The organism is Flavobacterium ovatum (assembly GCF_040703125.1).
GTDB lineage: Bacteria > Bacteroidota > Bacteroidia > Flavobacteriales > Flavobacteriaceae > Flavobacterium > Flavobacterium ovatum.
Genome location: NZ_CP160035.1, coordinates 638,398 through 650,572, shown reverse-complemented (window position 1 = coordinate 650,572; position 12,175 = coordinate 638,398). Strand labels below are relative to the sequence as shown.

The 12,175-nt window shown below is 35.4% G+C and carries 11 protein-coding genes; 7 read left to right on the top strand and 4 right to left on the bottom strand.

The window, feature by feature from the left end; all coding sequences use genetic code 11:
* Position 1 precedes the first annotated feature (1 nt).
* From ABZP37_RS02900 to ABZP37_RS02875, 6 genes are all read left to right on the top strand, one after another.
* Positions 2–1,222 carry an ABC transporter permease gene (locus ABZP37_RS02900; protein ID WP_366185472.1) on the top strand — a complete coding sequence of 407 codons (1,221 nt, stop codon included), beginning with the start codon at positions 2–4 and terminating at the stop codon, positions 1,220–1,222.
* Between the two features lie 11 nt (positions 1,223–1,233).
* A complete protein-coding gene (locus ABZP37_RS02895) occupies positions 1,234–2,268 on the top strand; it encodes a histidine kinase (RefSeq protein WP_366185471.1) in 1,035 nt (344 codons plus the stop codon).
* A gap of 59 nt (positions 2,269–2,327) precedes the next feature.
* Positions 2,328–3,053 carry a LytTR family DNA-binding domain-containing protein gene (locus tag ABZP37_RS02890; protein ID WP_366185470.1) on the top strand — a complete coding sequence of 242 codons (726 nt, stop codon included), beginning with the start codon at positions 2,328–2,330 and terminating at the stop codon, positions 3,051–3,053.
* A 168-nt stretch (positions 3,054–3,221) separates the two neighbouring features.
* Positions 3,222–6,623, top strand: a complete 3,402-nt coding sequence (gene ileS, locus ABZP37_RS02885; RefSeq protein ID WP_366185468.1) for an isoleucine--tRNA ligase — start codon at positions 3,222–3,224, stop codon at positions 6,621–6,623.
* A gap of 7 nt (positions 6,624–6,630) precedes the next feature.
* Positions 6,631–7,011: a TraR/DksA C4-type zinc finger protein gene (locus tag ABZP37_RS02880; RefSeq protein WP_366185466.1), complete on the top strand. Its 381-nt coding sequence runs from the start codon at positions 6,631–6,633 to the stop codon at positions 7,009–7,011.
* Positions 7,012–7,097: 86 nt separating this feature from the next.
* On the top strand, positions 7,098–7,703 hold the full coding sequence (locus tag ABZP37_RS02875; RefSeq protein ID WP_366185465.1) for a lipoprotein signal peptidase: 606 nt from the start codon (positions 7,098–7,100) through the stop codon (positions 7,701–7,703).
* 107 nt (positions 7,704–7,810) lie between these two features.
* Here ABZP37_RS02875 and ABZP37_RS02870 read toward each other — a convergent pair whose 3' ends face one another.
* The 4 genes from ABZP37_RS02870 to ABZP37_RS02855 form a co-directional block, all read right to left on the bottom strand.
* Positions 7,811–8,101, bottom strand: coding sequence for a type II toxin-antitoxin system RelE/ParE family toxin (locus ABZP37_RS02870; protein WP_366185464.1), 291 nt, complete (start codon positions 8,099–8,101; stop codon positions 7,811–7,813).
* Between the two features lie 3 nt (positions 8,102–8,104).
* Positions 8,105–8,320: a hypothetical protein gene (locus ABZP37_RS02865; protein WP_366185462.1), complete on the bottom strand. Its 216-nt coding sequence runs from the start codon at positions 8,318–8,320 to the stop codon at positions 8,105–8,107.
* A 276-nt stretch (positions 8,321–8,596) separates the two neighbouring features.
* Positions 8,597–9,166 carry a 5-formyltetrahydrofolate cyclo-ligase gene (locus ABZP37_RS02860; protein WP_366185460.1) on the bottom strand — a complete coding sequence of 190 codons (570 nt, stop codon included), beginning with the start codon at positions 9,164–9,166 and terminating at the stop codon, positions 8,597–8,599.
* On the bottom strand, positions 9,153–10,130 hold the full coding sequence (locus tag ABZP37_RS02855) for a succinylglutamate desuccinylase/aspartoacylase family protein (protein WP_366185459.1): 978 nt from the start codon (positions 10,128–10,130) through the stop codon (positions 9,153–9,155). Before ABZP37_RS02855 ends, ABZP37_RS02860 begins: the two co-directional genes overlap by 14 nt.
* Before the next feature lie 215 nt (positions 10,131–10,345).
* Here ABZP37_RS02855 and uvrC point away from each other — a divergent pair, with 215 nt between their 5' ends.
* A complete protein-coding gene (gene uvrC / locus ABZP37_RS02850) occupies positions 10,346–12,157 on the top strand; it encodes an excinuclease ABC subunit UvrC (protein WP_366185457.1) in 1,812 nt (603 codons plus the stop codon).
* Positions 12,158–12,175 lie beyond the last annotated feature (18 nt).

Here is a 12,175-nt window from a genome sequence, read left to right as displayed (position 1 = left end):
TATGAGAACGCAAAATTTATTAAAAATATCCTGGAAAGCAATTGTGCTTAACAAGATGCGCACCTTTCTTACAATGCTAGGAATCATCATTGGGGTAGCCTCTGTAATTGCCATGCTGGCCATTGGGGAAGGATCGAAAGAGAGTATTAAAACTCAAATTTCGAGTATGGGTTCTAATATGATTACTATAAAACCTGGTAGTGATGTGCGTGGTGGCGTAAGTCAAGGAAGTAGCGCCATGGAAACCTTGACTTTAAACGACTATGAAGCCATTAAGAAGGAAACCACCTTGCTAACCTCTTTTTCGCCATTGGTAAATAGTGGAGGTCAATCCATTTATGGAGCGAATAACTGGCCAACTTCAGTTTATGGAGTGGCGCCAGATTATTTGAAAATTAAAATATGGGATGTAGCCGAAGGAAGTAACTTTACGGAAAAAGAAGTAAGTTCAGCAGCAAAAGTGGCAGTTATTGGGCAAACAGTTGCTGAAAATTTATTTGAAGAAGGAGTAAGTCCTATTGGTAAAATGATCCGTTTTAATAGTATTCCGCTTAAAATTATTGGAGTTTTAGAAAGTAAAGGGGAAAGTACTGGTGGTCAAGATCAAGATGATGTTATCCTTGTGCCTTACACAACAGTACAAAAAAGAATTTTGGCAATCACGCATTTACAATCTATCGTGGTTTCGTCTATAAGTGAAGAAGATGCGCCAAATGCAGTACTTGAAATTAATACTTTATTGAGAAAAAATCATAATTTAACGACAAATCAAGCAGACGATTTTTATGTTATATCAATGGAAGAAATGATCAAAACATTTAGTTCTACCAGTGAGATGCTAACGGTTTTGTTAGTAGCAATTGCGAGTATTTCATTATTAGTGGGTGGAATTGGGATTATGAACATCATGTATGTTTCGGTAAAAGAGCGTACCCGAGAAATTGGTTTGCGTATGGCAGTAGGAGGGCGAGGGTCTGATATTTTGATGCAATTTCTTATCGAGGCTATTTTGATCAGTATTACGGGCGGTATAATTGGTGTATCTTTGGGACTTGGAGCTACTTATTTTATAGAAAATGTGTTGCATTGGCCAGTGTCAGTGACTAGTACTTCCATTGTGATTTCGTTTGTTGTATGTGCTATCACAGGAATATTTTTTGGTTGGTATCCTGCTAAAAAAGCATCAAGTTTAGATCCTATAACAGCGCTTCGTTACGAATAAAAATTGAATAAATGAATTTTATAAAGAGTAAATCTGGTATAGTTTTTTTTCATGTAATGGTTTGGTTAGTTTTATTTAGCCTGCCTTATTTGTTGTCATACGGTCAAAATCAAGAGATTACCAAAGTGGTCGTGCATTCTTGGATTCCACTATTTTTTTATGCAACTCTTTTTTATTTAAATTTCTTTATCGTAATTGATCGTTTCTTTTTTACCAAAAAGCAGTGGGTTTACATCCTGATTAACGTGGCTTTGGTTTCGTTTTTTGTGGGTGTAAATACGACTATCAGACAGTATTTTTTAGATAATTATTTTTCTGAAAATAAAGTTGCTTTAAAGCGACCGCCAAGAAATTTTTTTATTTACGTTGATTTCATTTCTTTTGCGGTACCTGTAATTTTTTCATTGGCATTAAAAGTAATCGAAAAATGGATGAAAACGGAAGCTGAACGTGCGGAAGCTTCAAATATTAGGCTAGAATCAGAGTTACAGCATTTAAAATACCAGTTGCAGCCTCATTTTTTCTTTAATTCATTGAACAATATTTATTCGCTAGTAGATATTTCGCCCGAAATGGCAAAGCAAACCATACATAGTTTAGGGAAATTGATGCGTTATTTATTGTATGAAACCAACAATGAAAAAGTGAGTTTGATAAAAGAAATCAACTTTATGACTAATTATATTGAGTTAATGAAGTTGAGATTGCACGACGCTACAAAAGTGAAGTATGAGTTTCCAGATTTAAAACAAGACTTACAGATCTCTCCTTTGTTGTTCATTTCTTTAATCGAAAATGCGTTTAAACACGGAGTTTCGGCAGATAAGACATCAGATATTATTTTTAAGCTGAAAATAGAAGGAAAGCAATTGTACTTTTATTCTGAGAATCATAATTTTCCAAAAACAGAAACCGACAAAAGTGGTTCCGGTATAGGATTAGATAATTTGGAGAAACGCCTGTCTTTACTTTATCCAGAAAAACATTCTTTTACAGAAAAAGTAGAAAATGATACCTTTTCGGTAAATTTACAAATCGAAATATAAAAGTATGCTCATTCCAAATGTTTGATTTTGAGTAAAGACAAATAAAAAGTACGCATAAAATGGCCGATAAAATATCTTGTTTGATTGTTGATGATGAACCAATGGCGCTAAATTTGGTCGAAAGTTATGTACTCAAAACTCCCTTTTTACACTTAGTAAAAAAATGCAGCAGCGGGATACAAGCTCTTTCTTACTTAGATGAAGAAAAAGTAGATTTGATTTTTCTGGACATACAAATGCCAGATTTAACGGGTTTGCAATTGGCCAAAGTACTTCCAAAATCAACAAGAATTATTTTTACCACGGCTTTTGATCAATATGCCATTGAAGGTTTCAAAGCCGAAGCATTAGATTATTTGCTGAAACCTTTCGATTATTCAGAGTTTTTGATGGCATCTAACAAAGCCAAAGAATGGTTTGAATTAGTTAAAAATCAAGAAAAAAAGAATCCTGAAACTACTGATTTTCTTTTTGTAAAATCAGAATACAAGCAATTGAAAATCAATCTTAAAGAGGTTTTGTATTTTGAAAGTTTAAAAGATTATGTCAAAATATGGCTCATCAACAATCCAAAACCCATCTTGACTTTAATGAGTCTGAAAACGCTCGAAGAAGAACTTTCTGGAGATCAATTTATGCGTGTACATCGGTCATTTATTGTTGCCTTAAACAATATTGATGTGATTGAACGCAGTCAAATTGTGATCAATAATCAGCGCATCACTGTTTCAGATCAATACAAAAGTAATTTCCTTGAATTTGTAGCTAAGAATTCATTGGACTAACTATTGTTTTTTAATTTTTCGAATTAATAATAGTCTATATCCTCATTTTTCTATTTGCTTTATTCCTTTTATCTAATTAATAGGTTCAAATCGGTCTTTTTCTTTTATCTTTTATCACATTTACTCAAAATTCCTTACTTTCGCACTTCGATTAAAGAAAAGGATAAAATGAGCACAAAATTTACTGAATACAAAGGACTTGACTTACCTACGGTAGCGTCTGAAGTACTTGATTTTTGGAAAGAAAAAAACATATTCGAAAAAAGTGTAACCACTAGAGAAGGCGCTGAGCCTTACGTGTTTTTTGAAGGGCCACCATCGGCAAATGGATTACCAGGAATTCACCACGTGATGGCACGTGCAATCAAAGATATTTTTTGTAGATACAAAACCCAAAAAGGCTATCAAGTAAAACGAAAAGCAGGTTGGGATACCCACGGTTTACCCGTAGAACTAGGTACTGAGGCTGCTTTGGGAATTACCAAAGAAGATATTGGAACCAAAATTACGGTAGCAGAATACAACGAAGCATGTAAGAAAACCGTAATGCGTTATACCGATGTTTGGAATGACCTTACCGAAAAAATGGGGTATTGGGTAGATATGGAAGATCCGTATATTACTTATAAATCCAAATACATGGAATCGGTTTGGTGGCTTTTGAAACAAATCTACAATAAGGATTTGATGTACAAAGGATATACTATTCAGCCGTATTCTCCAAAAGCAGGAACGGGATTATCTTCTCACGAAGTAAATCAACCAGGAAGTTATAGAGATGTTACTGATACTACGATTGTAGCACAGTTCAAAACAATAAACGAAACTTTGCCGACTTCTTTTCAAGGACTTGGAGACATTCATTTCATGGCTTGGACGACTACTCCTTGGACTTTGCCATCGAATACCGCTTTGACAGTTGGGCCAAAAATCGATTATGTTGTTGTGAAAACATTCAATCAATATACTTTCTTGCCTACCAATGTTGTTTTAGCTAAAAATTTAGTTGGAAAACAATTTGGAAAAGGATTCTTTGCATCTGAAGAAGCTACAGATTTCGAAAACTATAAAGGTGGAGACAAGAAAATTCCATATCAAATCATCGCCGAAGCAAAAGGTGCTGATTTAGTTGGAATTCGTTACGAACAATTAATGCCTTTGGCTTTGCCATACCAAAATCCAGAAAATGCTTTTAGAGTAATTTCAGGAGATTTTGTTACTACCGAAGATGGAACTGGAATCGTACATACTGCACCAACTTTTGGAGCAGATGATGCTAAAGTAGCGAAAGAAGCAACTCCAGAAGTACCACCATTATTAGTTTTAGACGAAAATGGAACTGCAGTTCCTTTGGTTAATCTACAAGGAAAATTCATTGACGGCTTAGGAGACTATTCTGGTAAGTACGTTAAAAATGAATATTATAATGATGGCGAAGCTCCAGAACGTTCTATAGACGTCGAGATTGCCATTCGATTAAAAGAAGAAAATAAGGCTTTTAAAGTCGAAAAATATGTCCACAGTTACCCACATTGCTGGAGAACAGACAAACCTATTTTATATTATCCGCTAGATTCTTGGTTTATCAAAATCACAGAAGTTAGAGATAGAATGTTCGAATTGAACGAAACCATCAACTGGAAGCCAAAAGCAACTGGAGAAGGACGTTTCGGAAACTGGTTGAAAAATGCCAATGACTGGAACTTATCTCGATCTAGATTCTGGGGAATTCCGTTGCCAATTTGGAGAACCGAAGACAAACAAGAGGAAATCTTGATTGGATCGGTAGGAGAATTGTACGAAGAAATCGAAAAAGCTGTTGCAGCTGGTGTTCAAACTGAAAATCCTTTCAAAGGATTTGAAATCGGAAACATGGCCGAATCTAATTACGATATCGTTGATTTGCATAAAAATGTAGTCGATGGGATTACGTTGGTTTCTGCTTCAGGAAAACCTATGAAACGCGAAGCTGATTTGATTGACGTTTGGTTTGACTCCGGAGCTATGCCGTATGCACAATGGCATTATCCTTTTGAAAACAAAGAAAAAATTGATGAGAATAAAGATTTTCCAGCCAACTTTATTGCCGAAGGTGTCGATCAAACTCGTGGATGGTTTTATACTTTACACGCTATCGGAACTTTGGTTTTTGATAAAGTAGCTTATAAAAATGTAGTTTCGAATGGATTGGTATTAGATAAAAACGGACAAAAAATGTCCAAGCGTCTAGGAAATGCGGTTGATCCGTTTGTTACTTTAGGAGAATATGGTCCTGATGCGACTCGTTGGTACATGATTGCCAATGCAAATCCTTGGGATAACTTAAAATTTGACTTAGAAGGAATTGCTGAGGTTCGTCGTAAATTCTTCGGAACTCTTTATAATACCTATTCATTCTTTAGTTTGTATGCCAATATCGATGGTTTCCAATACAAGGAAGCGGATATTCCAATGAACGAAAGACCAGAGATTGACCAATGGATTATCTCGGAGTTGAATACTTTGATAAAAGACGTAGATGGTTTTTATGCCGATTACGAACCAACCAAAGCCGCTCGTGCCATTTCAGATTTCGTGCAAGAAAACTTGAGTAACTGGTATGTGCGTTTGTGTCGTCGTCGTTTTTGGAAAGGAGAATATGCTCAAGATAAAATCGCTGCCTATCAGACACTTTACACTTGTTTGTTAACGGTAAGTAAACTAAGTGCTCCTATTGCGCCATTTTTTATGGATAAGCTTTACCGAGACTTAACTTTGACTACTCAAACAGAAGAATTTGATAGTGTACATTTGGCGAAATTCCCAGAATACGTTGAAAACTTTGTTGATAAATCGTTGGAGAGTAGAATGCAGAAAGCACAGACCATCTCATCACTAGTTTTATCACTAAGGAAAAAGGAAATGATCAAGGTGCGTCAACCACTACAAAAGGTAATGATACCAGTACTTGACAACAATCAACGATTGGAAATTGAAGCGATTTCAGACCTAATAAAAGCTGAGGTAAACGTCAAAGAAATACAGCTTTTGGACGATGCTTCAGGGATATTAGTGAAGCAAATTAAACCTAATTTTAAAGCATTAGGGCCGCGTTTTGGGAAAGATATGGGGTTGGTTTCTAAGGAGATACAGGGTTTTTCTAACGAAAAGATCAATCAGTTAGAGCGTGAAGGAAGCTTAGCGATTGAAATTGCAGGAAATGCCGTAACTTTAACTTTAGAAGATGTAGAAATAACCTCTCAAGATATTGAGGGATGGTTAGTCGCCAATTCAAACGGTATTACAGTTGCATTAGACATTGTAATTTCACCAGAATTGAGAAGTGAAGGAGTTTCACGTGAATTAGTGAATAGAATTCAAAACCTAAGAAAAGATTCTGGTTTTGAAGTTACCGATAAAATAAAGGTTCATTTACAAAGCAACAGTATATTAGAAGCGGCAGTAAAAGAAAATTTAAACTATATCAAATCAGAGACATTGACCGAAGAATTAATTTTTCTAGAAAAAATTGAAGATGGCACTGAAATTGAATTTGATGATATTAAAACATTAATAAACATTACTAAATAATAGGGTTATGACAGATGAAGCTACACGATACTCAGACGCTGATTTAGCGGAGTTCAAAGTAATTATTTTAAACAAGATAGAAAAAGCACAAGCAGATTTGAATTTAATCAAAAGTGCTTATATGAATGATTTGAATAATGGAACAGACGATACCTCTCCAACATTCAAAGCATTTGAAGAAGGTAGTGAAAGCATGTCCAAAGAAGCAAACTCTCAATTGGCTATTCGTCAAGAGAAGTTTATTCGCGACTTGAAAAACGCATTATTCCGTGTAGAAAACAAAACTTACGGAGTTTGTAAAGTAACAGGAAAATTAATCGGGAAAGAAAGATTGAAAATCGTTCCTCATGCAACCATGAGTATCGAGGCCAAAAACTTACAACGTTAATTAGTTTCTTACAGCATTATTTAACGCTCCTTTGGGAGCGTTTTTTTTGATAAAAAGAGTATTTTTACGCACTTAAAAAAATTATAATGTCACTACTTAAAGCGTATCTATTAATATTCTTAATATTAATGGTCGATCAGGTTTCAAAAATCTATATAAAAACCAATTTCATTCTCGGAGAAGAAGTAGAAATTTTCAACTGGTGTAAAATCCTTTTTGTCGAAAATGAAGGAATGGCTTGGGGAACTAAAATTCCTGGTGAATACGGAAAATTGTTTTTGACCGTTTTCAGAATTTTTGCAGTAGGAGGAATCGGTTACTGGTTATGGGATTCGGTAGAGCGCAAACACAGTTCAAATTACCTGGTTATAGCGATTGCATTGATTTTTGCAGGCGCTTTAGGGAATATAATTGATTCTGTTTTTTACGGGGCTATTTTCGACGAAAGTCACTCGCAATTAGCGACTATTTTCACCGATCAGCCTTATGGAAAATACTTCCACGGAAAAGTAGTCGATATGTTTTATTTCCCTTTTTGGCACGGATATTTACCTGATTGGTTGCCTATCTGGGGCGGAAGAGAATTTACTTTCTTCAACGCGATCTTCAATATTGCCGATGTCGCTATCTCAACAGGGGTTGGAATATTAATCGTTTTCAACAAAAAAGCTTTTCATAAAGAAGATTACTAGAAATACATTTTTAAAAATTTATAGAACGGGCAAGTTTAATACTTGTCCGTTTTTTTGTGGTCTGAATTCAGTACAAAAAAACCGCTGATTTCTCGAGGGTGTTTCTATTACTTTGGTTTCTTTTTTGGATTTTTATGTGTACAAAATACTGCGTAAACTATAATTTTGTACTCTTCAATTTCGTAAATGATTAAATAAGGGAAATCTTTGATAAATACTTCTCTAAATGGACTTTTCTTTATCTGATAATGCTCAGGATAGACTGTCACACGTTCTAAATAAAGCTCTAAAGTATCCAGAAATCGTTCTCCGAGTCCTTTTCTATTCTCTTCATAATAATCATATGCTTCCTTAATATCTAAGTAAGCTTCTTCTTTGATTTTTAATGTGTATTTCATGGATTAAGAAGCGAGATTCTTTCTGACTTCGTCCCAAGTATAAGATTTGCTTTTTCCTTGTAAATGATTTTCTCTACGAGTTTCCAAGATTTTGTAATCACCTTCGGCAAGCTGTTCTTGTTCTGATTCTAAAATTGCTTTTATTTTATTTAAAACGGATTCTTTTTTAGTGTTCAAAAGCATTTCAATCAATTCCATTTTTGTCAATTGCATGTCCATAAGTTCCTTGATTTTAGTATTTCAAAGATAAGTATTTTCTTTTAGTATTTTCTAAGGAGCAAAACATTTGTCAGTTTCAGGTAATATGGGTTCCCGCTTTCCGCTATATCTTGTGGGGCATAAACGCCCGCCCCACAAGGATATCGCTGCAATCGGGGCTCAAAGAGCTAATATTGTTTTGTATTTGTAGATTTTTTCGTTTTATCTGTGTTCTCACGATAGCGAATCCGCGTCATCTGCGTTCCAAATATTCGTTTTTTGGAAAGTTGACTTTATTTAAAATTCATAAACCTTCTCTGGAGTCACACAATAATCCAAAGCAATATCAGATTCAAAAACATCTTCAATAACTGTTTCTGCAGCAAAGAAAGACAGTCCGATTTTGATAGTTTCTGGTTTGCACTCAGCTAAGAATTTATCGTAAAAACCTTTGCCGTAGCCCACTCGATTTCCTTTTTGGTCAAAGGCTAATAAGGGAATAAAAACAACGTCAATTTTGGAGGAAGGCACTTCTAATCCGTCCAAAGGTTCTGGAATGTTATATTCGTTTTTCTTAATTTGGGTGTTGTCTGTTAATAGATAATGTGTCATTCCGCGAGTTTCGAAATCGGCTTTGGAGATTACAATTTCTTTGTCTTTACCAGAAAGTAGGTGTAAAATTAACTCAGTATCGACTTCATTATGTTCCATTATGGGTAGGAAAACATGAAAATAGGTTTTGTCCCAAATAGGAAAAGCGATTAGTTTATTGGCAATCGCCAAACTCATTTCTTCGACTTGCTCTGTAGTGAGGTTTTGTCTAAGTGTTTTGTATTTGGTACGTAACGCTTTTTTATTCTGGCTCATTATACAAACTTTTGGAAATATGATACACTGCATCTCCTTGATAAACAATTGGCGAATGGTTGGCATTGATGATGTAACCATCGTTGGGCGCTTTTACTTTTTGCTCAAACTTGCCAAAAGGGTCGGTGATGGTCGCAAGGAGATCCCCTTTTTTGACAAATTGCCCAATTTTGTTGTGGTCGTGAAGCATTCCCGAGCAATTAGCACGCAACCACACTGATTTTTTGATGTAAATGCTTTCGGTTTCTTTTAGCTCAATGTTTTGTTTTGGGTCTAGCATTTCTAGGAAAGATAAAAATCGCTTGACACCTTCTATTCCTGATTGTGCAACATCATCATTGATGTCTAATGATTTTCCACCCTCGAATAGCAGCATTTTTACTTGGCTTTTTTGACAAGCATTTCGAAATGTACCCGAAATATTTTTGGAAAACAAAGTAAAGGGAGCGTTGAATATATCGGCCAATTGTTTGAGTTCTTCATTATCAGGTACCAATCGGATTTGCGGTGCGTTGAAACGACTAGCTCCACCGGCATGAAAATCAACTGCATAATCCACGTGTGGTATTATTTCAGTTAGAATGTGGTGCGCGAATCTACTAGCAAGAGATCCTTTTTTACTTCCAGGAAATACACGATTCAAATCACGTCCGTCTGGAAATTGGCGGGACATATTGATATAACCAAACATGTTGATGATAGGAATACAAATAATGGTTCCTCGTTTGGGTTTGTTAATTTTTTGAGTGATGATTTGGCGTACGATTTCGATACCGTTGATTTCGTCGCCATGAATACCTGCCGAAAAAAGTACGGTTGGTCCATCGATTTTGGATCGCTGAATGATGACTGGGATTTTTAGTCGGGCAGCATTGTGCAATTTGGCAATTTCCATATCGATGGTTTTGCTTTGGCCAGGCAAAATGGTTTCTCCTAGTATAATTAACTGTTTGTGTTGCTTCATGTTTTAAATAAAGTTTAAAAATATAAATTATAAGTGATGAATTATAAGTTATGAGCAGTTTTTCGTTTTAGAAAAATGTTATTTGTAAATTTGTTTGACAAAAATCTGTAAAATACGTTTAATATGTGGCTAATTTTTTAATTTTAAAAAATCAAAGATCCACTCCAACGAAATCTGCAATCAAAAATCGTTAATCAACAATCTGCAATCAAAAAATGTCAATCCCGCCTCTTGAACTTCAAATACAAACTTTGCCAGATGGGCCAGGTGTCTACCAATACTACGATAAAGACGGGAAGATTTTATATGTGGGTAAGGCCAAAAACTTAAAAAAGCGAGTTTCGTCTTATTTTAATAAAGTTCATGATAGTGCCAAAACAAATGTTTTGGTCAAGAAAATTGTGACCATCAAGCACATTGTAGTACCTACAGAAACCGATGCGCTGTTGTTGGAAAATAATTTGATTAAAACACTACAACCTCGATACAATGTATTGTTGCGTGATGATAAGAGTTACCCTTGGATTTGTATAAAAAAAGAACCTTTTTCGAGAATTTTTGCCACTCGAAGAATGGTCAAAGATGGTTCGGAGTATTTTGGTCCTTATACGAGTTTTAAGACCGTGAGTACGATTTTGGAATTGATCAAAGAACTTTATCCGTTGCGAACCTGCAATTTTGATTTGAGTCAATCGAATATTGATTCGGGTAAGTTTAAGGTTTGTTTGGAATATCATATTGGCAATTGCAAAGGGCCTTGTGAAGGACATGAACCACTTGAAGAATACCAAAAACAAGTAGATGCTATCCGGGATATTTTGAAAGGGAATTTCAAGAGTAGTTTGAAAGATTTCAAGAAGGTGATGATGGATTTGGCGCAAAATATGCATTTTGAAGAAGCTCAAAAAATCAAAGAAAAAATTGAGATACTAGAGAATTATCAATCCCGATCTACGATTATAAACCCAAAGATTACCAATATAGATGTGTTCTCTATTGTTTCTGATGAAGGAGCGGCTTATGTGAATTTTTTACAGATTTCGCATGGTGCTATTATTCGTTCGCATACCATGGAAATTAAAAAGAAATTGGACGAAACAGATGAAGAATTGCTAGAATTGGCGATTATCGAACTCCGGAATCGTTTCAAATTACTGTCTAGAGAAGTGATTGTGCCTTTTGCTGTTGATTTGGGAGAAAGTCTCAAAGTGACCGTTCCGCAATTGGGAGATAAAAAGCAGATTTTGGATTTGTCTATCCGTAATGCTAAGTTTTATAGAATAGAACAGTTGAAACAACTGCAAATTGTAGACCCCGATCGTCATACCAATCGAATTATGGCGCAAATGCAAAAAGACTTGCGATTGCCTGTAGAACCGAGACATATTGAGTGTTTTGACAACTCGAATATTCAGGGAACGAATCCCGTTGCGGCTTGTGTGGTTTTTAAGGATGGAAAAGCAAGTAAGAAAGATTACCGACATTTCAATATCAAAACAGTCGTGGGACCGGATGATTTTGCTTCGATGGAAGAAGTGGTGTACCGCCGTTACAAACGCTTGCTGGACGAAAACGAACCTTTGCCAAACTTGATTATTATTGATGGTGGAAAAGGACAATTATCATCGGCTTTGAAAAGTTTGGATGCGTTAGAGTTGAGAGGAAAAATTGCCATAATTGGTATTGCGAAAAGATTGGAAGAATTATTTTATCCTGGAGACTCGGTGCCTTTGTATTTAGATAAAAAGTCAGAGACTTTGAAGGTTATCCAGCAATTGCGAAATGAAGCCCACCGTTTTGGAATCACTCATCACAGAGACCGACGAAGTAAAGAAGCACTGAATTCTTCGATAGAATCCATACCAGGAATTGGCGAGAAAACGATGCTTACTTTGATTCAGCACTTCAAAAGTGTTAAAAGATTGCAGTTGGTGACTGAAAAAGAAATTTCGGATGTTATTGGAGTGTCAAAAGCCAAAAAAATTGTCGAATTTTACAAATCAAAAATGGAACAAGAGCCCAGCTAATTATTAGAAATGGAATTT

What these genes read in the sequence shown, in the direction of transcription:
- ABZP37_RS02900 (WP_366185472.1), top strand. Translation starts at nt 2, where the DNA reads ATGAGAACGCAAAATTTATTAAAAATATCCTGGAAAGCAATTGTGCTT.
- ABZP37_RS02895 (WP_366185471.1), top strand. Translation starts at nt 1,234, where the DNA reads ATGAATTTTATAAAGAGTAAATCTGGTATAGTTTTTTTTCATGTAATG.
- ABZP37_RS02890 (WP_366185470.1), top strand. Translation starts at nt 2,328, where the DNA reads ATGGCCGATAAAATATCTTGTTTGATTGTTGATGATGAACCAATGGCG.
- ileS (WP_366185468.1), top strand. Translation starts at nt 3,222, where the DNA reads ATGAGCACAAAATTTACTGAATACAAAGGACTTGACTTACCTACGGTA.
- ABZP37_RS02880 (WP_366185466.1), top strand. Translation starts at nt 6,631, where the DNA reads ATGACAGATGAAGCTACACGATACTCAGACGCTGATTTAGCGGAGTTC.
- ABZP37_RS02875 (WP_366185465.1), top strand. Translation starts at nt 7,098, where the DNA reads ATGTCACTACTTAAAGCGTATCTATTAATATTCTTAATATTAATGGTC.
- ABZP37_RS02870 (WP_366185464.1), bottom strand. Translation starts at nt 8,101, where the DNA reads ATGAAATACACATTAAAAATCAAAGAAGAAGCTTACTTAGATATTAAG.
- ABZP37_RS02865 (WP_366185462.1), bottom strand. Translation starts at nt 8,320, where the DNA reads ATGGACATGCAATTGACAAAAATGGAATTGATTGAAATGCTTTTGAAC.
- ABZP37_RS02860 (WP_366185460.1), bottom strand. Translation starts at nt 9,166, where the DNA reads ATGAGCCAGAATAAAAAAGCGTTACGTACCAAATACAAAACACTTAGA.
- ABZP37_RS02855 (WP_366185459.1), bottom strand. Translation starts at nt 10,130, where the DNA reads ATGAAGCAACACAAACAGTTAATTATACTAGGAGAAACCATTTTGCCT.
- uvrC (WP_366185457.1), top strand. Translation starts at nt 10,346, where the DNA reads ATGTCAATCCCGCCTCTTGAACTTCAAATACAAACTTTGCCAGATGGG.